22 protein-coding genes and 1 pseudogene are annotated in these 25,617 nt (G+C 42.0%); 6 read left to right on the forward strand and 17 right to left on the reverse strand.

The window, feature by feature from the left end:
- Positions 1-275: 275 nt before the first annotated feature.
- Positions 276-1,463 carry a divalent metal cation transporter gene (locus tag I3249_RS05760; RefSeq protein WP_238069109.1) on the reverse strand — a complete coding sequence of 396 codons (1,188 nt, stop codon included), beginning with the start codon at positions 1,461-1,463 and terminating at the stop codon, positions 276-278.
- A gap of 383 nt (positions 1,464-1,846) precedes the next feature.
- Complete coding sequence (locus tag I3249_RS05765; RefSeq protein WP_238069050.1) at positions 1,847-2,872, reverse strand: LysR family transcriptional regulator; 1,026 nt, start codon at positions 2,870-2,872, stop codon at positions 1,847-1,849.
- Positions 2,873-3,105: 233 nt separating this feature from the next.
- Here I3249_RS05765 and I3249_RS05770 point away from each other — a divergent pair, with 233 nt between their 5' ends.
- Together I3249_RS05770 and I3249_RS05775 are read left to right on the forward strand one after the other, a co-directional pair.
- Positions 3,106-4,044 (forward strand): hypothetical protein, encoded by a 939-nt coding sequence (locus I3249_RS05770; protein WP_238069052.1) that lies wholly within the window; start codon positions 3,106-3,108, stop codon positions 4,042-4,044.
- 162 nt (positions 4,045-4,206) lie between these two features.
- A complete protein-coding gene (locus I3249_RS05775) occupies positions 4,207-4,659 on the forward strand; it encodes a hypothetical protein (RefSeq protein ID WP_238069053.1) in 453 nt (150 codons plus the stop codon).
- A gap of 154 nt (positions 4,660-4,813) precedes the next feature.
- On the opposite strand, the gene I3249_RS05780 is transcribed toward I3249_RS05775, so the two are convergent.
- The 8 genes from I3249_RS05780 to I3249_RS05815 form a co-directional block, all read right to left on the reverse strand.
- Entirely contained in the window at positions 4,814-5,980 is a 1,167-nt protein-coding gene (locus tag I3249_RS05780) for a TauD/TfdA family dioxygenase (protein ID WP_238069055.1), read from the reverse strand.
- A 257-nt stretch (positions 5,981-6,237) separates the two neighbouring features.
- Positions 6,238-9,018, reverse strand: a complete 2,781-nt coding sequence (gene ppc / locus I3249_RS05785) for a phosphoenolpyruvate carboxylase (RefSeq protein ID WP_238069056.1) — start codon at positions 9,016-9,018, stop codon at positions 6,238-6,240.
- A gap of 160 nt (positions 9,019-9,178) precedes the next feature.
- Complete coding sequence (locus I3249_RS05790) at positions 9,179-10,636, reverse strand: alanine/glycine:cation symporter family protein (RefSeq protein WP_101205878.1); 1,458 nt, start codon at positions 10,634-10,636, stop codon at positions 9,179-9,181.
- A gap of 67 nt (positions 10,637-10,703) precedes the next feature.
- Positions 10,704-11,078, reverse strand: coding sequence for an aldehyde dehydrogenase family protein (locus I3249_RS05795; protein WP_238069057.1), 375 nt, complete (start codon positions 11,076-11,078; stop codon positions 10,704-10,706).
- The gene (locus I3249_RS05800; RefSeq protein ID WP_238069058.1) at positions 11,065-11,226 is read right to left on the reverse strand and encodes a hypothetical protein; all 162 of its coding nucleotides are present in this window, start codon (positions 11,224-11,226) and stop codon (positions 11,065-11,067) included. Before I3249_RS05800 ends, I3249_RS05795 begins: the two co-directional genes overlap by 14 nt.
- Positions 11,227-11,328: 102 nt before the next feature.
- Positions 11,329-12,096 (reverse strand): 4-hydroxy-tetrahydrodipicolinate synthase, encoded by a 768-nt coding sequence (gene dapA, locus I3249_RS05805; RefSeq protein ID WP_238069059.1) that lies wholly within the window; start codon positions 12,094-12,096, stop codon positions 11,329-11,331.
- A gap of 100 nt (positions 12,097-12,196) precedes the next feature.
- A complete protein-coding gene (locus tag I3249_RS05810) occupies positions 12,197-13,459 on the reverse strand; it encodes an FAD-dependent oxidoreductase (RefSeq protein ID WP_238069060.1) in 1,263 nt (420 codons plus the stop codon).
- A gap of 69 nt (positions 13,460-13,528) precedes the next feature.
- Complete coding sequence (locus I3249_RS05815; RefSeq protein ID WP_238069061.1) at positions 13,529-14,518, reverse strand: proline racemase family protein; 990 nt, start codon at positions 14,516-14,518, stop codon at positions 13,529-13,531.
- Between the two features lie 226 nt (positions 14,519-14,744).
- Here I3249_RS05815 and I3249_RS05820 point away from each other — a divergent pair, with 226 nt between their 5' ends.
- A complete protein-coding gene (locus tag I3249_RS05820; protein ID WP_238069062.1) occupies positions 14,745-15,542 on the forward strand; it encodes a helix-turn-helix domain-containing protein in 798 nt (265 codons plus the stop codon).
- A gap of 41 nt (positions 15,543-15,583) precedes the next feature.
- Here I3249_RS05820 and I3249_RS05825 read toward each other — a convergent pair whose 3' ends face one another.
- Positions 15,584-16,849: a site-specific integrase gene (locus tag I3249_RS05825; RefSeq protein ID WP_238069064.1), complete on the reverse strand. Its 1,266-nt coding sequence runs from the start codon at positions 16,847-16,849 to the stop codon at positions 15,584-15,586.
- A gap of 1,310 nt (positions 16,850-18,159) precedes the next feature.
- Positions 18,160-18,651, reverse strand: coding sequence for a hypothetical protein (locus I3249_RS05830; protein ID WP_238069066.1), 492 nt, complete (start codon positions 18,649-18,651; stop codon positions 18,160-18,162).
- Positions 18,652-18,853: 202 nt separating this feature from the next.
- On the opposite strand from I3249_RS05830, the gene I3249_RS05835 reads away from it, so the two are divergent.
- Positions 18,854-19,522 (forward strand): hypothetical protein, encoded by a 669-nt coding sequence (locus I3249_RS05835; protein ID WP_238069067.1) that lies wholly within the window; start codon positions 18,854-18,856, stop codon positions 19,520-19,522.
- A gap of 90 nt (positions 19,523-19,612) precedes the next feature.
- Here the strand turns inward: I3249_RS05835 and I3249_RS05840 are convergent, their stop codons facing one another.
- The 4 genes from I3249_RS05840 to I3249_RS05855 all read right to left on the reverse strand — a co-directional run bounded on the left by I3249_RS05840 (position 19,613) and on the right by I3249_RS05855 (position 21,663).
- The gene (locus I3249_RS05840) at positions 19,613-19,840 is read right to left on the reverse strand and encodes a hypothetical protein (RefSeq protein ID WP_238069068.1); all 228 of its coding nucleotides are present in this window, start codon (positions 19,838-19,840) and stop codon (positions 19,613-19,615) included.
- A 25-nt stretch (positions 19,841-19,865) separates the two neighbouring features.
- A complete protein-coding gene (rhuM, locus tag I3249_RS05845) occupies positions 19,866-20,072 on the reverse strand; it encodes a RhuM family protein (protein ID WP_238069069.1) in 207 nt (68 codons plus the stop codon).
- A 191-nt stretch (positions 20,073-20,263) separates the two neighbouring features.
- Positions 20,264-21,007 carry a M90 family metallopeptidase gene (locus tag I3249_RS05850; RefSeq protein ID WP_238069070.1) on the reverse strand — a complete coding sequence of 248 codons (744 nt, stop codon included), beginning with the start codon at positions 21,005-21,007 and terminating at the stop codon, positions 20,264-20,266.
- 83 nt (positions 21,008-21,090) lie between these two features.
- The gene (locus tag I3249_RS05855) at positions 21,091-21,663 is read right to left on the reverse strand and encodes a TetR/AcrR family transcriptional regulator (protein WP_238069071.1); all 573 of its coding nucleotides are present in this window, start codon (positions 21,661-21,663) and stop codon (positions 21,091-21,093) included.
- 118 nt (positions 21,664-21,781) lie between these two features.
- Here I3249_RS05855 and I3249_RS05860 point away from each other — a divergent pair, with 118 nt between their 5' ends.
- On the forward strand, positions 21,782-23,032 hold the full coding sequence (locus I3249_RS05860) for an FAD/NAD(P)-binding protein (protein ID WP_238069072.1): 1,251 nt from the start codon (positions 21,782-21,784) through the stop codon (positions 23,030-23,032).
- 35 nt (positions 23,033-23,067) lie between these two features.
- Here I3249_RS05860 and I3249_RS05865 read toward each other — a convergent pair whose 3' ends face one another.
- Positions 23,068-23,706 (reverse strand): GDSL-type esterase/lipase family protein, encoded by a 639-nt coding sequence (locus tag I3249_RS05865; RefSeq protein ID WP_238069073.1) that lies wholly within the window; start codon positions 23,704-23,706, stop codon positions 23,068-23,070.
- 512 nt (positions 23,707-24,218) lie between these two features.
- On the opposite strand from I3249_RS05865, the pseudogene I3249_RS13125 reads away from it, so the two are divergent.
- Positions 24,219-25,511: pseudogene (locus I3249_RS13125) on the forward strand (circularly permuted type 2 ATP-grasp protein); the annotation flags it as partial.
- Between the last annotated feature and the right edge of the window lie 106 nt (positions 25,512-25,617).

The raw sequence follows: 25,617 nt of genomic DNA on the forward strand, positions 1-25,617 counted from the left end.
ATTTAAATAATAATTGAATGTATTATTTTTAATAGTATTCATAACTCAAATAGCATTATGCATTTATTGGTAATTTCTTATGATAAGTATTCATATTGCTTAAAATCACAGCTTTTAGAACCTTCTATTTTTTACATTTAGTTACAATTACTAAAAGTGTATTGTCTTATTAGTATAATTACACTCATTAAAAAGCCCCAACAGCTAGGCTATTAGGGCTTATGTTTCGCTTAAATAAAATTGTTAAGCGATGAGTTTTAAATTAAGCAAAAAGCTTAAGAAAATAGACCTGACATATTGGCCAAGAACAATAACGCGAAACCTGCTAAGAATATCAAGCCTGCGATAGACAGAGCATTCATACCTGCTGACAGTTTCTTATGCTTTTTAACCAATGAGTAGTTTAACCAACCAAAAATAGGCGCAGAGACGAACGCCGATATCATGGCAAATTTAAGCATAGCGCCTAGTTGTCCTGTGAAGAAAGTGATAATTACTAGACCACCACCGATAGCATAGGTCGTCCAAAAAGCGATCTGCTTTTTATTGATTTCGCTTTCACCTTTTAGCAGGCGCCAGCATTCAGCATTAGCGCGTCCATAGCCATCAGCACAGGTAATGGTTGTGCCGAACATACACATAAAGGCGACGAAAGCGACCAGCAATCTCGACCATTCACCAATGGTTGCGGTATACATATTGATTAACTGGTTGATATAAGCACCGCCGACCAACTCAATCTCTTGTCCTGATCCGTACTGGACAAACACGCCTAACGATAAGAAGAACAAGGCCAATATCGCTGAGACGGCATAGCCAACATTAAAATCTAACAAGCCTTGGCTATGCGTGGTGTGATCCGCTTTGACTTTGGCAGAGGTCCACATAGAGGTAATTGCAGCAAACTCAAGCGGTGCTGGCATCCAGCCCATGAGTGCTACGATGAATCCCAACGTGGCTAAATTCCAAGGAGAAGCCGCCACAAAATCTACTGCCATAACGGTTGGCTTGCCAGCTGCAATGATAACTGCAGCAACGGTAGCCGTGGTAAGCGCAATCATAATCCACTTAGTCACACCATCGAGCAACTTATAATGCCCTGCAATCAAAAAGAACCAAGAGACTGCGACGATAATGAGAGATAACGCCATTGTCGACAGACCAAGTGAGGCTGGCAACATAAAGCCCAAAATTACGGCAGCAATAAGTGAAACCGCACCCGTACTAATAACCGCTGACAAGATAGAAAGAATAAAATATATCCAGAGGTATACCTTTGAGCGTTTGGCATAGCCTGCAATCAAACTCTCGCCAGTATCGTAGACGTAGTCAGTTGCAAAGCGAAAAAACGGATACTTAAACACGTTAGCCAATACAATCATAATAGCCAATTGCCAACCATAGATAGCACCCGCCTGTGTTGATGAAATCAAATGCGAACCACCAATGGCAGCAGTTGCCATCAAAATACCTGGGCCAAAGATGCGCCAGCTAAAGCCCTCTTGTTGCGAGGCAACGCTATCGTCAGGGGCACTTGGGTTGTTGAGTTGTTGTGTGGACATGAATACCTCGAAATGGTTAAAACAGCAAATTATCACTTACCTGTGTCAGCTTGCCAATGATCATGAAAGAACGTCCTATAAACCGTCTAAATATAAAACGATTTACATCGTATCGACTTTATCACACCAACACTGTCTAGGAGAATGATTATTCTAGTTATTATTACTATTTGTTTGCATTGCTATTCTTGTTAGTTAGCATACTTATAAAATAATATCAATATTTAAAATGAATTATTTTTGGCGGTTCTTTATAACACAATATTCATCGGATATCTGCCCATTTAGGCCTGTGAAACAAAATTTTGCTGCCGATAAGTAATGCCGCGCTGTTCGTAGACGTGATAAATGGCTGTGAGCAAATCAGGTATTTTTGGGTGTACAAAGTCTTTGAGGGTGTGTAAATAAATAGGGGAGGTGACATTTTCATGAACCAAACGTTGGTAGCTGATCTGTTCCGTACGTACGGTTTGCAAGCTGGCAGGCACCAATGTAATGCCTTCGCCTGCCGCGACCAGCCCCAATGCGACCTGCAAATCGCTGACTGTCGTGGTCATGAAAGGTGAGATGCCATACTGGGCAAATAGATGTAGTAAAGGCTCAGTAATAGGATCGCTAGACGCTGCTTCATGAGTAGCAGCACGGTTGACTCTATTTGTAGACAGCTTATCGTTCGCTTGGGTCACTGCCTCTGTCGTCACCGTGGACGATACTGGCAAATGTGTTTGATGATATAAAATTAAGCGATTGTTCGCTAGGTCTATCAAGCGTTGCTTACGTACATTGGCAAGCGGGTGTGATTTTGGTAATGCCACCACATAGCGTTCATGACGTAGCAGAATCTGCTGAATCCATGGATCTTGATGCGCAAATCGGCCAAAGCCAATATCAATCTCACCAGACTTGAGGGCATCCATTTGTTGATATGAGCTAATGTCTTTTAAATTAACGTCGATATCAGGGCTGAACTGTTTAAGCGTGGCAATGATTTCAGGCAGCAGGCCGTATAGCACTGAGGGCACAAAACCTATATTTAAAACGCTGCTGGGTGCTGATAGACGCTGAGTCATACTGGTCACAGTGTCAATCTCGGTCAGTATGGTGCTTATTTTATCGTAGAAAAAACTGCCCGCTTCAGTCAGATGTAGTGGTCTGTGGTAGCGATCAATAAGCACCACGCCCATGTCAGTCTCTAACTGTTTTAGCAACCGACTCAGGCTCGGCTGAGACAGTCCTGTCTTGGTGGCGGCCGCGCTAAAGCTGCGCAAATCTGCAACCGCGATAAATGCATTGAGCTGTTTTAAATCCATACTATTGAGCCTGTCATAGTCTATGCTATCTCTACATAGAACAGTTCTTAAGATTGGTTTATCATATTATTTAGAATAGTTCTTATCAATATTAGCGCTATCCCATAAATTGTGCTTGAAGATAATAGGTCGAGCAACTATATTGTTGGCTAATAACACTGTTACACTATAGTAAGAAAATTCATTCTAGCAATCATTTAAGACCAGTAAAAAAACTGGTTTGGTATTATTCTATGAGCGACGAAAAAGAAGACGCTGGCACCGATTTTGAAGGAAAATTGGCTAGAATTATTGACCAAAAGTCGCGTAAGCGTAATAACAATGATATCTATGAACGCTTTATTAATCGAGTTCATGGTTCTGAAGAGAACGATCAGGCTGCGTTTGAAACACTAGAAAGTGCAAAGAACCTTGCCGCTTTCGAACCCTTGAGCACAGAAGAGTTGCAGCTGTTTGAAGATCAAAGCAGTGAACAAGAATTATTACTAGAAACAGAAGATGCTACAGCAGAAAACACCACCTCTAAAGCCTCTACAAGCACATTATTTGAAAATGTATCTGAAAATCATGTGCTGAATATCGCTAATGATAGCGACAGTATTAGTATTGATGTCAATGATGTCAGTTCAGATACAGAGGCCCCAGAATATATAGATCGCAACAATATAGATAGTAGCAATCAAACAGAGTCGCCCTCTACGGTTGACCATAGTGAATCTAACATAACTGAGATATCGGATGATGATTCTTTAAACATTTCTTTAAACATAGAGAATGTGTCTGAATCAGTTATCGAAGAGCCAGTCATAGACAACAAAGTAATCCAAAGCAAGAAACCTCTTATTATGGCTATGGCGATTGGTTTAGTCGTATTGGTTGCTATTGGATTAATGCTTATATTTTCAGGAGTCTTATCTACTTCTGCGGTTGATAGTATAGACAACAGCACTGATGGCAACGTAGAGAGAGACAGTAAACCAGCCACTAATCAGCAAGATACTTTGGGCAACAATAGTCAGGACCTGCCAGCTGCTAATGAATTAGAGTCAACTTCTAAAGATCCTACACCAGAAGATGATGCCACTGTTATGGCTACTGAAGAAGCTGCTATAACTTATGAAGATTTTAGACAAGAGTCACAGACCACCTTATACCGCGAAACCAATGATTAAAGGATTTACGTTTTATACCATTTTTAACAGTTAGATAACCGTCTATCAATTTATTCGAGACGTTCGTACTAGAAATCTTTGCAATACAATATAAAATTCGTATCATTATGTAAAAGGCATGGTTCTGTGCCATTGATGATATGAATTATATGGTACATAACTATGAACGACTCAGAAAACGTGAATAATGATATCGAGCCAAAAAGCATCAGACCCCGTAGTCTTGTTCTTGCTATTATCAGTGTCATCTGTATTGTTCTAATATCTGCCTTCTATATGTCTAACCGTATCTCTTCCACGCTATCTCAAGCGTCGACGACTAATAACGGTTTAACAGTCAGCAATATTACTAAAGAAGTTAATGCTAATCAGACTGTACAACAGCATTCGAATAGCCAAAATCAACCTAGCAGACCTATAGTTATTGACGGTCATGAAGATGACACCGCCATTAGCTATCATGACTTCAAGCAAGAAGCGCAAAATGTGCTGTTTCGTGAGGAAGAAAAGATCATACAAGCTAAGTACAGTACACATGGTCTTACGCCTGCTGTCAGCGCTGCAGATTTTAAGATAGAAGCACATAAAACCTTATATCGTGAATCCAGTTATTAGAGCTGCTATTAGCGCTATAAAATTATATTAACAGCTATAAATCAGTAAGTGACTAACATTAAGCCTCATTACTCTTCTCTCATGTTTAGAGAAGAGTAATGAGGCTTTTTTTGTGGGCTTAATGCTCCATGCTTTAGCTAGCTTGCAGGTCGTGTTAAGCCAGTTGCTTTTTAAGCGTTCGTAAACGGCTTTTAAATTCTGAGCGGTCAACATAACAGCCTTTGAGACGACGCTCACCGACGTTTTCATCAAATGCGTTACGCCCATGCAGGACTCGGCGGTTATCAAAAACCACCATTTGACCAGCCGCTAGTTTTAACTCAATCTTATAGCGACTGTCTTTTAATCGAGCCATCAGCTCTCGATAAGCAAGGTAGTAGTCGTACATAACGTCGCTTGGCAAATCAAAAACATCTGCAAGATGGGCGTTGTATTTGATTTCGACAATATTGCCAAAGTTGTCTAGATTGATGACGGGGTGGTGCTCACGGATATCATGGGCGCTGTCATGAAAACGAAAGGGGATGGCATATTCGGCCAGCAAGCGAAAATACTCAGGCTGTTCTTCTCGTAACCCTTCTAACACCTTTAATCCGTCTACGAAAGTAGATTCGCCGCCTATGCTTTCATTACTCAAAAAATGCAAAAATTGATAGCCTGGAGGTAACTCCTGATTTGGCAAGTCGGTATGCAAAGGTAATGAGAGCGAGGTATAAGCTAAATTGATCGGCGACTTCTCTGATATCACATCAAAGGTCATGCCAAAATTAGTCTGCCGCAGGTAATCAACTCGCATGGCGGTCTGTACGCCAGCATCAGAGTCATCTGGCATATTATCAATAATAGTAAGCCCATATTTATCTAGCGCACTCATCCACTCATATAAAGCGCTGTCACTGGTCATGATGCTGTGTTGGTCATACATCGGAATGTGGTCAATAAACGTGCCATTCCAGCTTTCATAAGGACTGCTATGATCCTTGGCCAATGCACTAGAATACCCAAACTCACGTAACCAGCTTTGTTCAAAGTGGCTGATATGTGCTTGTTCTGACCATTCAATCGTCAGCGTTGTATCATAAAAAGAGACAGAGAGTGGATGGATATCTTTTGAGATACTCAGCAAATCAAAGCTACGCTCGCCAGTGTGCGGATGAAAAGCCGATGGGCAGTTATCACGCAGCCAGATATAGTGGTAGGTGCTGTCAATACCATCATTCCAGCGTATTTTAATAGCGCGGTCAATGAGCGCAACGGATTCTATTTGATAGTCAGTTGCTACGGCGATGTCTAGAGATGGTGTTGATTGAGGCGTTTCCATTGGAGCAGACCCTATATATACATGAAGTAAAAATATATTTTACGGTATCTTGTTCGGATCGGTTATTCAAACAATGAATTACGAATCACTTAATAGGCAATATCAATCAACGCAGTACTAAACTGCGATTGATATCTGGCGAGATATTTTTTGAAGGGTTTTGAATAATATTAAGGCTTCGCGAACGAAGCCTTAATATTTGCGACAATTGGTATAAGCTTTTTATTTATCCGAAAGCTAATTATCGAAAAGCTACCTTAACCAGTATTTCGTAACCCTGCAGCTAGCGCATTGATACTACGGATTAATGGATCTTCTACATTAAGGTCGCCATGTGCCGAATCGTTTGGGGTGTCCTGTTGTCTGGCACGCTTTAACAGCTCAATCTGGATATAGTTAATAGGATCTAGATAAGCGTCTCGCCATTGCAGGGATGAGGCAAGGTTTTGCTGATTGGACAATAAAGAGTCTTGCTCAAGCAGAGAGTTTAATCCTGAATTGGTCAGCGTGTATTCATCGGTGACCGCTGTCATGATTTTTTCGCGTAACGGCTTATCATCACACAGTTGGCTATAAGCCTCAGCGATATTCATATTGGCTTTGGTAAAGGCCATCTCGATATTACTGATAAACACGCTAAAGAAAGGCCAATGCTGATTCATCTCTTTCATCAATGCTTCGTCTTTTTTGACGCTATCTAGCGCACTGCCTACGCCATACCAAGCAGGTAGGGTAAAGCGTGCCAATGACCAGCCAAACACCCAAGGAATCGCTCGCAAGGTGGTTTTACTTGGTAGGCCTTTTTTGCGATGGGCAGGACGTGAGCCAATGTTTAATAACGAGATTTCTTGTACTGGGGTCACCTCGGAGTAGAATTTATAAAACCCTTCGGTATGATCGGTCAGCTCGCGATAGCGTTGTTCACCTGCATCTGCTAAGCGTGCAAACAGCGCTTCATACTCTGGCAACTCAGTCGGTTGTACCACAAACCTTGTCGAGCAGGCTTTAAGTGTACCTGTAATAGCCATGGTCAGCTCAAACACAGCGGTGTCTGTATTGGCATACTTGGCATAGAGCACTTCGCCTTGCTCAGTTACCTTAATCTGCCCATGCAGCGTGCCTGCTGGCTGTGCCGCAATGGCTTTGTGCGTTGATCCACCACCACGGCTCACAGAACCGCCACGACCATGGAACAAGCGTGTTTTTATACCATATTGTTCAGCAATGTTATTAATGGTTTGCTGGGCACTATAAAGCTGCCATGCTGAAGTGATAATACCGCCGTCTTTTGATGAGTCTGAATAACCCAGCATAATCTCTTGCGTGTTATCCGTGTTCTGTAGTAGTCCACGATACAGTGGATTATCTAATACGGCAGGCAAGATTTTATCGATATTTTTAAGATCTTCGATGGTTTCGAACAACGGCGCAACTGGCAAATCAGCAGACAATTGACCTTCGTCATCAATTCTGCATAAGCCTGCAAAACGCATGAGCAGCAATACTTCTAGTAGCTGGCTAGCGTTATTGGTCATCGAGATCACATAGCTACCAAAAGTAGCTTGTCCCACCAGTTTGCGTAGAGTAGCGACCGAATTCATCAGTGACAATTGCTCACGCGTTTTGTCTATTAGGTTGTCAGTATAGATAAGCGGCGTGCCTGGTTTTTCTAGCAAGCGCGTCAACCATTCTTGACGTTCGGTTTCGCTTAACGTCTGATAATCAGGCAGGTTGGAGGCACTAGCAAAAATATCAGCAATGACTTCGCCATGATAAGACGATTCCTGACGGATATCGAGCGCAGCTAGATGGAAACCACAGGTTTTGACCAGACGAATCACATCGAGTAATAACCCATCTGCATGTGCTGTGTCATGAGTATTCACGCTATGACGGATAATGCGTAGGTCTTCTAGTAATTCTTCTGGGTTGGTATACGCATCTTTTTCGGCCTCGATATCCGTGCCTTTGCTTTGAATGCGGCGATTGGTGGCTTTGACTTTAGTCAGAATGATAGAGAGCAGTCGACGATAAGGCTCATTACTGTAATCATCGAGATTGTAGTCAAATACCCGCTGATCGAGCTCATCGTAGCTTTTTATTTTGTTATATACGTCAGAAGATACCGTCACGATAGTGTCGCTATGAATAAGCTGTCGGCGCAGTTTTTTGATCAATACTTGGTAGTGACGCAGCACGGTATCAGCATGCATCAACACGGCACGCTCTGTGGTTTCAAAAGTCACAAAAGGATTGCCATCTCTATCGCCACCGATCCAAGAACCAAAGCTCATAAAGGCAGGCAAGGGATAGTCTGTAAGCTCCGGATAGATATCGACAATGGCTTTTTTGATATTACGATACACTTTAGGAATGGCATTGAACAAACTGGCATTAAAGTAATGCAAGCCATTGTTAATCTCATCATATACCAACGGCTTACGGGTGCGCACTTCATCAGAAGACCATAATAGATCAATCGTTTGCGCAGTTTGTTCTTTAGCTTGCTCGTAGGCGAAGCTGTTTTCAGACACGTTATTTAAAGCGTCGCTATGCGTGAATAGACTTTGTAAGATATTCATCGTAGTACGGCGACGCGCTTCGGTAGGATGCGCCGTAAATACAGGTGTAAACTTCAGCTGATCAATCAGCTCTTGCATTTGAGCAGGCTCAATATTGCGCTCACGACACTCAAGTAAGGTACGACGAAATGATCCTTCCCAGCTTTGCTCGGACTGCATACGCTGCGCATGACGCTGCTCACGCAAGTAATTCTCTTCGCTTAGATTGGCTAGGAAAAAATAGATAGAAAAGCCGCGTATGACGTTTTTTAAGGTTTGATTGTCCAAAGAAGCAATAAAATCGATAAGCTGCTGTTTATGTGCCTCATTCGGCTCACGGCGCTGTTGAATAAAGCCTTTACGCAGCGTCTCAATCGTATCTAGCGTCTGCTCACCAGATTGGCGAGAAATAGCATCACCTAATAATGAACCCAACAAGCTGGTGCGTTTACGTAGTACGTTGTTATCTAGTGTCATCTTCAACCTTCCTATCAAATGAGTGGATACAATACTATGGTTATCTTATACGTAATATCCTTATGGTTTTTTGCAATTTAACATAAATAGGTGAGGCCTGCTTGATGTTGATAGCAACTTTTTTACTAGTAGATATTAGCAGACCTCTAATGCACTATTATTAAAGCGATTTTTTATGACCATGCTCATTGCTATATTCTATCCAAAAGTCCGCATTATCCACTCCAGCCTTTCTAGGGTCAAAGACAGGGTTTATACCTAATTTCATCTGCTCGTCGTAGTCTTTTAGAACTTTTAGAGCAACTTTACTTAGAAGTAAAATGGCAATGAAATTTAAGTAGCACATACTACCAAACCCTATATCACCTAACGCCCACATCATACCGATTGACTGGACACTACCAGTGAAACAAACGATTAAAAAGACCAGTTTGAGTACATGCTTGAGAATGGGGTAGCGCAGTTTATTGTCCAAATAGACCAACGTAGTTTCGGCAATATAGTAATAAGCAACCAAGCAGGTGAAGGCGAATAAAAAGATAGCAATCGCAACAAAGCCACTTCCATACTGGTTAAAGACAGTAGAGACAGCCGCTTGGGTAAATGCCGTACCAGCTTCAACACCAGGCATATTATCAACTAGGGTTACACCTTCAGGGGTCACCACGTTATACATGCCAGTTGATAGGATCATTAGCGCTGTTGCAGTACAGACAAGCACCGTATCGATGTAGATAGAGAAGCTTTGCACTAAGCCTTGTTTAGCAGGATGTGATACTTCGGCTGCCGCTGAGCTAAAGGTCGCCTCGCCAGCACCCGCAACGTTTGAGAAAACAGCACGGCGTACGCCCCAAGAGATTGCGGTCCCAACCATACCACCAAACACTGCATCCATGCCAAAAGCGCTCTTAAAGATAAGTGCAAACATTGCAGGAATATTTTGAGCGTTAAATGCCAATACAATCACCATCATAAGGATATAACCGATTGCCATGACAGGTACGACTTTTCCTGCAAAATTAGCAATACGCTTTACACCGCCAAATATAATGATACCTAAGAGTACGACTAGGATAATCCCTGTTACAACAGGCGGAATATTAAATGCTGTATTAAAAGAGTCCGCAATGGTATTGGCCTGAACACCAGGCACTAACACGCCGTAAGATAGACAGGTCACGATAGCGACGATGATAGCAAAAGGTTTTAGCTTCAATCCTCTTTCAATATAGAACGGGGAGCCGCCACGATATTGATCACCGACCTTATGTTTGTATACCTGCGCTAAGGTAGACTCAATAAAAGCGCTAGCACCACCTAACACACCCATGAAAATCATCCAAAATACCGCCCCAGGGCCACCTGCTGCGATGGCTGTTGCCACCCCAGCGATATTACCCACACCAATACGTCCTGATAGCGCCATACAGAAAGCTTGGAAGGAACTAATCCCTGCTGATGAGCTTTGTTTGTCGAACAACAGACTAATCATTTCTTTGAAATAACGGATTTGTACGGCGCGAGTCATAATCGTAAAATATATGCCGACGCCTAACGCAAGATAGACCAGGGCGTCACTCCAAATATACCCGACGATAGTATTGATGATATTTTCCATAACTTTACTTCCTTGTAATGTTTTTGGTTATGCTGACTTGGGCGTGGATAGCGGACAATGTCAGTTTTTAGTTCACCAACCAGATAGTTTTGGTTTGGGTATACTGGGACAACGCCTCTAAGCCATTGTCACGACCGCCGAAGCCAGATTGTTTATAACCACCAAAAGGTGTCGTAATATCGCCCTCAGAAAAACCATTAATCGAGACGGTACCAGTTTTAATAGCGGATGCCACGCGGAATGCGCGATGGATATTTTGTGTATAAAAGGAAGCGGCAAGCCCATAATTACTCTGATTGGCGAGCTGAATAGCTTCTTCTTCGGTTTCAAAACTTGTGACAGCTAAAAGTGGACCAAAAACTTCTTCTTTAAACAGCGTCATATCCGGGCTGACATTATCAAAGATGGTAGGCTCGATATACCAGCCACTACCGACTTCCATTAGCAATGCTACCTATACAGGTATTATCAATAGGGCTGTAGTTAGGGAGTGTTGTCTCGGATACTGGTGCTGTGGTATCTATTAAATGGCCTGCCCAAAGCTGTTGGTTGCTGGCGAGTTCGAAGACTTGCGCTGTGGTCATACTCATTAGATTGTCCTTTTCTATACAATGGTAGGAATGATAAGAATGGTGCGATGTATCAAGACAGAAGTGCTAAAAATGACTGAGTCTCTTCTTTTGACATATCAGTCAAAGGTAGTCGTACTGACCCAATATTGATGCTCCCGTAGAGTGGATAGCAGGATACATGGCTGTCATCAGCTCCTTAGCATGGTTCCAATCGCCTTTTTGTGTGGCTTCAAACAATGCGACTTGTTCTGCTGGAAATACGTTAGCCGCACCAGCGATCCAGCTCTTAGCACCCCAAAAGAAGAAATCTACTGGTTGATCGTCACAACCACAGACCACTTCAAAGTTTTCAAAATCAGCCTGTAGCATACGTAATGCATGGCTAAAATCGCCACTGCTCTCCTTGACGCCTACAATATGAGGATGTTTGGATAAATGCGCGACGGTTTCAAATTCAATGCTCACACCGACGCGTGCTGGAAAATTGTACATAATGATAGGCAGGTCAGTGGCATCAGCGACGGTTTCAAAGTGCGCAATAATACCGTCTTGGTCTGGTAGGCTATACGGATTGGCTGATAACATTAAACCGTCGTAGCCCAAATTTTTGGCTTGATGAGCAAGTTCGATAGAATGATTGGTCGATAAACTGTTGATACCTGCAATCAGAGTGACTTTGCCTTTGGCAGCATCAGCGATAGTGGTCAAAACCAGTTCGCGCTCTGCAGGCGAGAACGTGTAGTATTCACCCGTTGTACCGCAAGCTACGATTCCGGTAACGCCTTTTTCTATGAATACATTGACCAGTTCGGTTAACTTTTGAGTATCGATATCTCCATTAACATCGAAAGGAGTAACGATAGGGACTAAAACGCCATGAATGTTCATATAAATATCCTTATTTGGAAGTAAAAGCCGTTAGTCAGCCATGAGCTGTTAGCGACGTTGTTGGTTCTATGAGTTGTCATAGAGATAAGATGTTCGATTATTATTTAAAAGATTTAAGTTTGAAGCGGTTTAGACGATAGGCAGTAGGATCTACCATGGCAGTATCGCCAAAATACAAAGCCGCGATCATCTGTGCGCTTATGACAGCTTGGGTCAGACCTAGATGCTGATGACCAAAGTTTAAAAAGACTGAATTACGTCTATCTATGACAGGTAGTGAGTCTGCTGTAGAAGGTCTAAACCCCATCCATTGCGTATTGCTGTCACTATCTAGTGGGATCTTTAGCATTGCTTGAGCTTGTTTCAACAGCATATTCGCACGGTTCATGTTTGCTGGCGCCTCAAGTCCTGCATACTCAACAGTGCCAGCCAAGCGCAGCCCTTTTTCCATTGGTGTCATAATAAAGCGGCGATCCATGCTAGAAATAGGGATGGTAAGACGCTGACTTTCGTTAGGAAGCATCAGGTGATAGCCTCGCTCTGTATCCATTGGTACTGAGACGCCTGTTAGCTGTTTGGCTAAGGCTTTAGAATGCGCCCCTGCGGCGAGCATAATTTTGCTGGCATGAAGCTGCTTTTGTGTCGTCGTCAAACGAATACCATCAGTTATTACTTCCGCGCTCAGAACACGGCAATTTTCATAAATCTGACCACCAAGCGATCTAAAAATAGTACTTAATTTATGGGTAATGGCTTCTATATTGGTGATATGACCTGTCTCTGGAAAAAACAAAGCACCCAATTGATTGTCTTTTAACGCAGGCTCAAGATCTGTCAGTGCTGATTGTGAGAGTAGTCTATTAGAGACACCTAAACTATTTAAGCGTTGACCATGTTCAGTCAGCACTTTTAGACTGTTGGGCGTCTCTGCGGTTAATACAGATCCTTGTATTTGTACCCAAGAATGTAACTGCCACTCTTTGGTGAAATCTTGCCAAGCTTGAAGGCTCTGTGCATTTAATGCCAAAAGCGCTTGGTGACTGCGTGCAAATGGTTCGGTACGCATATTAAGTAATAACTTGAAGGCCCATGGTGCTAAGCGTGGAAGGTAGCGCCAATCTATACGCAGAGGTCCTTCAGGGTTGAGTAGCATGGCAGGAACATGTCGTAAGATACTGGCATCAGCGATAGGGAAAACCTGTTCAGTGGCAATGTGACCTGCGTTGCCATAAGTTGCACCGCGACCGATTTTATCCGCTTCCAAAATCGCAACTTTTACCCCACGAGACTGTAGAGTAACCGCAGCACATAGCCCGATAATGCCACCACCGATGATATGTATATCAAACACTTGTGTGTCCATGAGAGTCTCGCTTTTCTGACCTTACTGAGCAGTGATTGGTTGCGTTCTAGAAGCCATACAAACTGGTATCTATAAAGAAATACCCCATTTGAACGGATCGCTATCTTGAACGATGAGAGAGGTCTCTGCACATACGTAGGCGTACCCTCGGATCGTGGGGATAATAGTATTGATAGAGTGGTTATGAAGAGGGCTATGATGACTAAGTACATCAATAGACTGATAGCTGGCACTAAAGACACTGCCAATGATGCTTTGCTGATACCAAGTCTCACCAGGTGCAAGTACATTGTCTGCGGCTAAGCAAGCCAATTTGGCACTGGTTTCAGTACCACAAGGAGAGCGATCGTAGGCAGATCCAGGGCATAATACGAAGTTTTTGCTGTTAGTGCCGGCGAGATCGCTCTTGCCAAACAGTTCTATATGATCAATTTCGCCATTGTCAGCACCCGTGATTCCAGACTTATGAAGTGCTTTTTTAATCTGTATGCTAAATTGAGTAAGCGCCTCAACATTATTGGCTTCAATAGCTTGCTTATGATCGTTGACTAAGAAAAACCAATTACCACCCCAAGCGATATCTCCATAGACAGGACCGATATTGGGTACTTGAACTTCTACTTGTTTTTGGTAGCGGTAAGAGGGTACATTCTGGACGCTACAACTACCATCATCATGCAAGGTTGCTTTAACTAGGCCTACGCTTGTTTCTAGATAGTGATCACCAGCGGTTATTTTTTGTTGATAAGCTAGAGATGCAATAACGCCGATAGTGCCATGGCCACACATACCTAAATAGCCATGATTATTAAAGAAGATCACGCCAGCCGTGGCACGAGGATCGGAAGGCGGGCACAAAAGCGCTCCGACAAGCACGTCATTACCACGGGGTTCTAGGATAATACTTTGACGTAAATGATCGAAATTCTGTTTAAAGTCTTGAAGTTTTTCTTGAATCGTTAGTCCACTAAGCTCAGGAAATCCTTCATACACCATACGAGTAGGTTCACCGCCAGTATGGGAATCAATAATCTTAAGAGTGAAAAGCGTATCAAACATGATTGCCTACCTGATTCATCCGTGAGTTAATAGCGTTATTCATAAATGAACAAGGCGTAAATATAGAATGACGTTTTTCAGAAAAGCAGTCTTGATGTTTTTATATGAATAAATGCGCATTTCTGCACAGGTTATAAGGATATTTAGGAGTATAAATATGGTGTAGCACCCTAAAATACCTGAAAAGCTCAACGACAAGCTTGAGATGCTATATGGGAATATACCGATGCGGCCGTTAGTATTAGAAACACCTACAGAACAACTGTCAAAACACCTACAGACTTATCAACCAGCCAATTTTGATGAGTTTGTTGGCAATATATCGTTATTGATGCCTCTGTTTGACACTATGAAAAATGTGGTGTTCTTTGTTAAAGATGACCAAGCATGCTATCGATTAGTCAGTAAAACGCTCATTAGACGCAGCGGGCTTAAAAACAAAAAAGCACTAATAGGACTGACTACAGAGCAAGTATTTTTGGAGTCTCAGGGCAAGGATTATCTCAATCAGGATCTTAGAGTGTTAAGGGAAGGCAGGGAGATTATTGATAAGTTAGAACTACATAGTTATGCATCAGGACAGCTAGGATGGTGTATCACGCAAAAAACCCCCGTCTATGATGTAGAAAATCATATTGTAGCGATGGTAGGTATATCAGTAGATATTGATGAATATAACGAGCGGATATTACGTAAGCACGCTCGGTTGGCAAGCGTAGATCAATACGTACGAGACAATCTTGATCAAAAAATTAATATTGGCCAATTGGCGAAATTGGCAAATCTTAGTCAATCGCAATTGGAGCGTACCTTCAAAGCAGTGCTCAATATGTCACCCATTCAGTTTGTACAAAAAATGCGCTTAGAGCATGCCATTCGACTATTAGCGAATCATAAGCTAACAGTAACTCAAGTCTCCTTAAACTGTGGATACGGTGATCATAGCGCCTTTAGTCGACAGTTTAAGCAGTTTACTGGCATGTCTCCTGTGAACTTTCGTAAAATACATTTCAAAGAGCCATAAATAAAAGCAAAAAATATGGTTTTTGATTTGAAAATAACTCTCTAACGACTCCGAAGCTCATCTATATAATCTGCCCAATCTTGCATCATCTGTACCCTAGTATCGATTTCGTCAAGTCTGTTGTAAGCCCCGCCATGTGTGTCTTTTATCCTGTGACCTAGTTGTAATTCTGTGACGATGTCAGAATAGCGTAGCTCAGGCTGTTCCATGAGCAAAGTTTTAGCGGATGCTCGAAATCCATGCGCACACTGCACATCTTTGTATCCAAGCCGATGGAATATCTGTACCAACGTCGCTTTACTGATATAGGCATTGCTTGAACCTCGCATCGACGCAAATACATATTCCTTATGCCCAGTAATTGACTGAATATTTCGTAATCGAGAAATCACTTGCGTGGCCAAGGGAACAACTAAGTGCGAGACCATATCATCACGACCTTCGCCTTTGGTCGGGGAGAATGCCCATGTATTATTGTCCCAATCGATGTCATCCCAACGCATCGAGCGCAGATCGATACTACGCACAAATACATAAGGCAATAAGTTCATCGCCTCTAATGTGATCTTACTTGCACCTCTAAAATCAGACATATCTTTTAGAAGCGTCGCAAACTGATCTGGTTTGGTGATGGCTGGCAAGTGATTGCCTGAATTAGCAGGTGCAAGCTCACCACGGGTATCAATTGCCACATTTCTATCGCACAACCCTCGAGCAACAGCGAATGAAAACACTTTTTCAGTATACAGACGAGTGCTTGCACCAACGAAAGTTGCTTGATTTTCATTGTTTTGGATAGACTCACACACACTCAGTATCATCTCACTGGTGATATCGTCCATTCTTAAATCACCAATTTCTTGGCACATATATCCTAAACATAAATCCCAAAACTTGAGGGTTGACTCACTGTATGACGGTTTTTTAGATTTACTTTGATTGCGACCTGCTGTTTTGTGTTCTCGCCATGCTTGAGCAATGTCAGAAAATGGTGCGTTTTTTAGGTGAGTATATTTATTGGTTTGTTCTTTTTGCTGGATAGCTTTAGGGTCAGAGCCTTTTGCGACCATATCAAGAATGGTGTCTGCTTTATACTTAACCTCATGGAGACTGACATCCTCAATCTTACCTAACATCATCCTAGGGCGTTTGCCCTCGATATGCGGATGGGAGTAACGTAAGTAGTATTCCTTTTTGCCATTTGGATAAATACGAAGACTTAAGCCAGCTACACCTGAGACACTGACAGAATAATCTTTGTCTCGGCATTCGAGCTTGTTGATATCGTTTGCTGTGTCGATAGCCATAATGTATATCCGTCATATGATAATTAAGGTTGATGATAGGTTTATGATTGATGACTTATAAAAAGTCTCTTCTGTAGAAAAATATAGAAGTATTGGACACTATCATGGACACTGGTATTCGTTAGTGTTGTTAGTAAAGCCTTTTAGATAATAGTTTTTAAGACGTAATTATCCCCAAGTGAACCTTGGGGATAATTATAGCATAGTGGCCAAATATTGAGTGGGCCATACGCTGAGAGGGTTACACGGCATTTCTACCAGTTATTTCGGTACATAGTTAAATGCGATTATGGTATCCATGATTGATTCGGCAAGGAGTTGAGCATATTCTCTATAAAACACATGCTCCTGTACTCGCACAGAATATAAAAATCAGGGTCATAGTACTGTTCTGTGCAAATTTAGAATGCACCAATTTTGAAGGGTTTATAGAAAATATATAACGAAAGGCTGAATATATTAAAAAATATCAATAGATAGCTCATTCATCTTAAAAATGGCTTGATAACAATAAACAGAGGATGGCTGTTTGTGGGTAGATAAAATTTATCGCTACGCAAAAGAAAACAGCGTCAGTTCTAATTATTTAACAATCTGTCTATGATTTAAATTTAAAAGGTTATACGTGATGACTTGGGTATAGCGTTTGAAGGCTAGATAAGATTAGAAATATTCGAAGGAGTTATATCGTTTGGCTGGGTTTTTGCAATTTAATCTATTTTGGCAATATTAGAAGATATCTAACCATACAAATGATGGTTATCAAAAATAGGCTATTAGCATATCTATATTAAAGACTTAGCCAGCGGGCATAGATAATAAAACCAAACTATCGCAGACGAGCAGCCATGATCATCTCGAATAAAAAGATAAGAACATATTTGGACGTAGTTATGAGTATTTTAGCGAAGCATAGAATATTAATGGCCAATTATATAGAGCATTCAAATCTCAATGCCTAATAAATCGTTAGATGACCGATGTAATAATATGCCTGCCAGAGATGCTTAGAAGTAAAACTGATCAAGCGTAAAGTATCGTCCAAAAGATTCGATTGAATTAACAGGACAGAGTTAGTTGGCGAGAGCTAAACAGTTTGGTAGGATGTTTATATCCAGTAGCATTAGAAGTATCTGATAATCCTGATTCTATAGTTAGTAAGATCTAAGCCCGCTACTTGATAGACTTAATTTAACATAATATACATTATACGAAAACAAACCAACGGTTTTAGTAGTTAGGCGAAAAACCATTTATACCATGTCATTCTGATACCTTAACTCGGATTTGATATTAGTTATAGACTTTTACTAACGACAAGTTTCAAGCAAATGCTGACGCAAAGTTTTGCCATCCCGATCTAAAACCACGTCTGCGACTTGGCAATTTTTATCATTGTCATCACATGACAGCTCATAATAAACATCGCTACCTTGTGCCAAGCTAACCTGAACCAATCCTTGAGCAGTTATTGAAAACTTCTTGTCTTGCGTATAGTCAGGATCTTGCGAGTTCCAAAGCACATCGTAATCTATATTGCAGGACGTCTGAGTTTTATCAAAATATTCTTGCTCAAGTTGCATGGCTGCTTGCAAGTCAGCATCTGCATATTGCTGCAGCACTACAGGATTACTCATACCTTGGTCATCAATATCTTGTTGGTACATTTTCGTGATAGTCGCAATCTTTATATCAGCCATGGCATTTTGTTTCTGATCTACTTTTGATACATCCGCTATAGCGTGACCGACAGGCATCAGTCCTATGGTCAATAGTAATGTCAGCGATTTATATGTTGGCATCTTATTCTCTGCGAGCTTTTATCCTATAAGTGTTACCGACTATTACATCATACCTATATTCGGACTCTGCTGTATTATCGTATCATTCAGGTTTACTTACCAAAATATCGATTACATAGTGCTTTTATGGTATTTTTTACCAGTTCCCATGACAATTTATAGTGATGTTTCTTTCGCTAATAACTGTGCTAAGGATGATTTTATGATGACATTACCTTCTTTTTTTAAGGAAAAATCTGCGACATTAGTCTCTAGCAGCCTTCTGTTATTCACGCTAGCTGCTACGGGTTGTCAGTCTGCTTCTGAGTCCAGTGAAGCCATTGTATCTCAGCCAACCAGTAGCTCATCAACACCTAGTAATGCTGATATCAGCCAGCAAACCCTTAGGCAGCAAGCGTTACGTATACAGCGCGCACTGGCAAATAAGGACTTTTCTAGAATCACTAATGATATCCATCCAACACGTGGCGTTCGTTTTTCGATGTACGCTTATGTACGGCCTGAGTCAGATAAAGTCTTTAGCCGCGGGCAATTTGCACAGTATTTACAGCAGTCTAACATTCAATTTACTTGGGGCGAAAAAGACGGTACTGGCGATCTATTGGTCACGCCGTTGCCTGCTTATCTGGATACTTGGGTGGATGGCAAAAAGTTCAATAATGCTAGTATCAATGTCAATGAATTCAAAAATAATAGTAATTCTATCAATAATTTAAAAGAAATATACCAAACATCAGATGTTGTAGAATTTTATTATAAAGGCACGGATGAGTATGATGGTATGGACTGGCGGGTACTACGCTTGGTATTTGATGAGTATCAAGGCAAGCGTTACCTAGTGGCTATCATTAATGACCAATGGACGGTTTAAGGTGTAGAGAAAGATTGCCCGACAACTTTTATAAGGCTTGTTTAAAGTGACAGCTTACTCTATCTGGATATAAATGCTATGTATATTCAATTAAAGATATATAGCGGATTGTGCTACATGGTTTTTGGTATAGTTTTTAATGACAAGCTTTGTTACTAGCCCTCTAACGACAACATATTCATAATCAATTTGATCAAATTTTTTTTGGTTGGGGTCAGACTCAGCGACCAGTAAGATTAAAGCTGCAAGCCCAGTATTATTGATGACCATGTCGCCTTTATTATTCAGCAGTCGGTGGTTACGGCGTAAAAAATCCACGAACAAAAAAGCGCCGCTGCAGTGCTCAACGTCTAAATTGCACGCCTTGAGGAGATTTGATGCGATAACCGACTGATATAACCACGTCTAAGTCATAAAAAGTCACCGGGCGATCAGAATTTGCAATATGCATTTTTTGTATATTGCTTTTTTCAGCGATTTCTTCATCTTTTATGGCCTTGGCGATATGACAAGAAATTACTGATTGATCACGACCAAACAACTCAGTCATTTGTGCTTATGACAGCCAGACAGTCTCTTGCTCAAAACGTACATCCACTTGCGCCTTTCCATCAGCACTTTCATAGATCTCTACTTTTGCCACATTATCACTTATAGTGTTAATCATCTCAGCTTCCCCAATTCCAACATGCTTATGCTGTCTTAAATACAGTTTACTGTCACCATCTCTATAAATATCATTTATAACGGCGTCTGCCGAAAGAATTTCACCATAATCTGATAAATATCCGGATAAGCATCAACCAGCTTTTGCGGTGTTTCAAAAAACACTTCACTCAAAACCGCAAAAAACTCAGCAGGATTGGTTGCGCCATAACGATCAAGTCCTGACTTGCGATGTGTTTGAAAATCTTCAAAATCGCGGCTCATAATCTGTGTCCAGTTTGCAGGATCCATATCAGGTTGCATCGGTGGAAAACCATTGGCGCGGCCGTTCATCATATCGAGCTTATGTACAAATTCATGAATGACAACGTTGTGTCCGTCACGTTCGCCTGAGTACTTAGCGTCCATCCATGAGAGAATGACAGGCCCTCGCAGCCATGCTTCTCCGCTACGGTGCTGAGTGCCCTCATGGACGATACCAAACTCATCCACCGTGGTGCTAGCACTCTTGTACGAGCCAGGATAAATGATGATGGATGACCAACCAGCATACCAATCAAGGCCTAAGTTCAAGATCGGCAAACACGCTTGCAGTGCAATCGACTGTCTGATAGCATTCGTAATTTCAAAGCCTTGTGCACCAGTGATAGATTTATCAGCTAAAAATAATGTTGCTAACTCAAATAAATGTTTCATCTCGTCAACATTTAATCTATCAAGTATCACGATGCGCTCAGCCGCTTGCATCCAGTCAGCCTGAGTAAATTCACTGTTGTCTAGTATGCGCTGTTCACGCCAGTCTTTTATGATGCCAAACATAATTTGCTATCCTTAAACCTTACGATATTGAAATAACTCAGCCTAGCATGCACTCACTTGCCACAAATATGCCAATATCGTTACTAAGAAGACTTTATGGCATCTAACTGCACTTCTACCACTCGTAGCGCCATTGATTTCCAGTCCAAATTTATATCATCAGTAAACACCATGTGGTGACTGATACTCACGTACCCATGTACGATTGCCCAAATATCTAGCGCTATTTGTCTGCGCTCCTCAATAGTCGCACCATCTGGTAGATACGAGCCAGCCACCCGTACCAGTTTTGAAAATGCACTGTCTCTGGCTGCAACTGCTTCTTCAGAGGGCTGATATCCTGCATCAGATTCCCCAAAAATCAGCCGATAGTGCGCCTCATATTTCTCGCCTACATTGAGATACCCTAGGCACGCCTCTAGCACTTGCTCTTTGTTTGCCTTACCTTCTGGAATGACATCCATGGCTTCACGGACGAGATTAAATCCTTCTATGTACAGCGCATCTAGTATGCCTTGCTTACCTTGGAAGTGACTGTATATACCGATGGTGGACAGTCCTGCCCGCTTGGATATGGCGCGTACACTCAAGGCTTCCCCACCCCCTTCTAAGAAAAGCTCAGATGCAGCGTTTAGTATTTTGGTTCTGGCATCCATTAGATTCTCACTATGTCTTGACAATTATAACAGTGTTATTCTAGTATATAACACTGTTATGCACAAACAATTATGAATTGATTGTGTTGATAGAAGCTCAACTTAGAGTAAGGACACTATGAGTATTCAACAGCTAGAAACGGATTATCTAATCATTGGTAGTGGCGCGGTGGGCATGGCTTTTGCCGATGTGCTGCTCACAGAAACAGATGCTAATATTATTATCGTCGATAAACATCATAAGCCAGGCGGTCATTGGAACGATGCCTATTCGTTTGTCACCTTACATCAGCCGTCGTCTTTTTATGGCGTTAGCTCACGTGAGCTTTGCGGCGGTATGATTGATAAAATTGGTTTAAATAAAGGCTTGTCCGAGCTGGCGTCAGGCGCAGAAGTCATGGCGTACTTTGATAAAGTCATGAAGCACACGTTTTTACCAAGTGGCAGCGTGAAATACTTCCCGATGTGTGAGTACAAAGGCGACGGCAAGTTTTCATTGTTGCTGTCTGATACCAGCTATGAGGTTAAGGTCAATAAGAAAATCATTGACGGTACTTACTTCAAAACCTCAGTACCAGCGACCCATACCCCAAACTTTGAGATTGCTGATGGTGTTAAGTTTGGCCCATTAAATGATTTGCCGAGTCTAACCAAACCTCGTGATGGTTACGTGATTATCGGCGGCGGAAAAACAGGTATTGATGCGGTTTTATGGCTACTAGAGAGTCAAATTGACCCAGACAATATCACGTGGATTATGCCAAGAGATGCTTGGCTGATCGATCGTAAAAATACCCAACCCTCTCGTGATTTTTTCACCCATACTATTGGAGCACAGGCTACTCAGGCAGAAGCGATTGCTGAGGCAGAAAACATCGAAGACCTGTTTAATCGTTTAGAAAAAGGCGGCGTATTAATGCGTATTGATCCAAATGTACGCCCGCAAATGTTCCATGGCGCTACCATTAGCAGTGAAGAGCTCAAGCAGTTACGCCGTGTTAAAAACATTGTACGTAAAGGTCGCGTGACCCGCTTAGATACTGACAAGATTTATTTTGGTGAGGACAGCATTTCTACCACCCCCAACACCATGCATATCGACTGCTCTGCACGGGCAGTACCAGTGACAGAGACGTACGATGTATTCAAAGGTGATACCGTGGTGGTGCAAACCGTACGTACCTATCAACCTGTATTTAGTGCCGCATTTATCGCCCACATTGAAGCCAGTTATGATGATGAAACCATCAAAAATGAGTTGTGCCAAGTGGTGCCAATTCCAAATCATGATAAAGCAGAGAGCCTTGCCAATAAACTCTCTGCTTTTTTTGCTTTATATACTGACTACAGACATACACCTTACTCATAATCTTTAAACTTAAAAGCTGTAGTTTACATTGCGGTTTAATGCACCCAACCTTCGTCTTTTAGATAATCATGCAACCCTTCAGCGAACTGTCTGTAGCCCGCAGCATTGGCATGAATTTTATCAGACTTTAAAGCCTCATCTGACAGTACAGTTGACCAGCCATCAGAATACAGAGGTATGCCTTCAGCTTCCGCAATATCTTCATACAGTGGATTATCACTTGCCTTGCCAAACAAAGCACTGGTACTGAGATACGGCTCAGCGATTAGGACAACGTCAATATTTTTGGATTGTAAGGTGTCTATAGTCGCGATGATATTGGCACGAGTGGTATCAGGCGCAATGCGCTGCAATACATCATTACCACCCACACCCAGTAAGACCAAATCAGGGTTTTGCTCAATGATCTCATTCACTCGAGTAAGCACATCTGCAGATGTATCACCATTGACCCCCGCATTAACGACGTTCCATTTGCTTAGCTCTGCTAGCACCGTAGGATATGCTGTTTTAGGATTTGCGCCGTAACCATAGGTTAATGAGTCGCCAAGTGCGACCACTGTGCTACCAGCGGGCAAGGTATCTTGTTGTGGTTCGCTACCACAGCCAGTCACACTGATAATCGCTGACAACCCTATACCTGCCAGCATTAAAAACCTACCACGTAGCTTCATGTCTTCTCCCCTCCTGTTTTTATTGAGTTAAACTTATTAGAATTAGGTTCAAGTTTTTAAAAATCTATTATTTAACTCTTGTTGTATATTGCTCATTAACCGTTGTATAGTCCATACAGGAGATAGACTACCTGTTGGGCGCAGTACAAGTGCTACTCTACTTAGCATAGACAGTGTATTCATCATAAAGTATAACTTTACCAAGGATACGTGAGGTATTTATGAATAAAACAGCATCTCAAAGTCAGTCTAAGGATGGAAACCCAGACAAAGAAAAATCTGCAAATCAAAGTCAGAGCCAATCCATTAAAGTGCCCAATGATAATACTAAAAGTCCCGCGTCAACACCGACCGAAGATACCTTCACAAAAGACACTTCAGAAAAACCTGAGAAAAAACCACAAAGTTTCGATGAATTGCAGATAAGTAAGGGTAGGTATCGCCCAGTGGCACAAGCTGTTGGCCATTGGCTTGATAACATCAACATGGATGCCCTCAATTATCTAAACGAACAAGCAGAAAATATCTTTTACCGTAAAGGGGTTACCTTTACCGTCTATAGCGATGCCAAAAACATCGAGCGTATGATTCCGTTTGATATCATTCCACGCATTATTGCCGCGAGCGAATGGAAACAAATAGAAGCAGGCTGTAAACAGCGTATCACGGCTCTCAATGCATTCTTACATGATATCTACCATGACCAAGCCATCATGAAGGCAGATATTGTCCCTGCCAGCTACGTCTATGCCAGTGGTTGCTATGAGCCATGGATGATGGGCATTGAGCTCGACAAGCCTATCTATTCGCACATCAGCGGTATTGACTTGATTCGAGACGAGACAGGTAAATTTTGTGTGTTAGAGGATAACTTGCGTACCCCATCAGGCGTCTCATATATGCTTGAGAGCCGCAATATATCAGAAACACTATTAGCTGACATATTTACTGAAACGCCTATCATGGGCATCAGTGATTACCCTAGCCGTCTCAAGGCCTGTCTTGCCAGCTCAACATCCAAATATGATCCACAAGTCGTCATTCTAACGCCAGGTCGTTTTAATAGTGCCTATTATGAGCATGCCTTCTTAGCGCATGAGATGAATGTACCACTTGTCCATGGTTATGATTTGGTCGTTGAGGACAGTAAAGTCTATATGCAAGGCATTCGTGGCAAGGTACAAGTCGATGTGATCTATCGCCGCATTGATGATCCCTATATTGACCCGTTAGCCTTTAAATCTGATTCCATATTGGGTGTATCAGGGCTAATGAGTGCTTATCGCGCTGGCAACGTGGTGATTGTTAACGCCCCAGGTACGGGCGTGGCCGATGATAAGAGTTTATATCCTTTTGTGCCAGATATGATCAAGTTCTACTTAAATGAAGAGCCTATCCTACCTAATATTGAGACATACCAGTGCCGTAAGCCCGACGATCTCAAATATGTGCTCGATAATCTAGACAAGCTGGTAGTAAAAGAAACACAGGGCTCAGGCGGATACGGGATGCTTATTGGTCCGACGTCGACCAAAAAAGAAATCGAAGAATATCGTGTACGCCTACTTGAAAACCCAGCCGGCTTTATTGCCCAACCGACTATTTCTCTATCTACCAATCCCACTGCCGTAAGCGATGGTATCGCACCACGTCATATTGACTTGCGTCCTTTTATCCTCAGTCATGGTGATGGCACAGTAGATATTGTACCCGGTGGTCTGACACGAGTGGCCATGGTTGAAGGCTCTTTAGTCGTCAATTCATCACAAGGCGGCGGTATCAAAGACACTTGGATTATTGATGATAGTGATTTAGACAGCCAGCAGACCGACAAGTGCTCGCCTTTATCATCAATAGGTGTCAATGCTTCAGGGCACGCGAACTACTATGATCGCGTCCAGCCCTTAGAAA

It is taken from the genome of Psychrobacter sp. Ps1 (genome assembly GCF_022129425.1).
Classification (GTDB): domain Bacteria; phylum Pseudomonadota; class Gammaproteobacteria; order Pseudomonadales; family Moraxellaceae; genus Psychrobacter.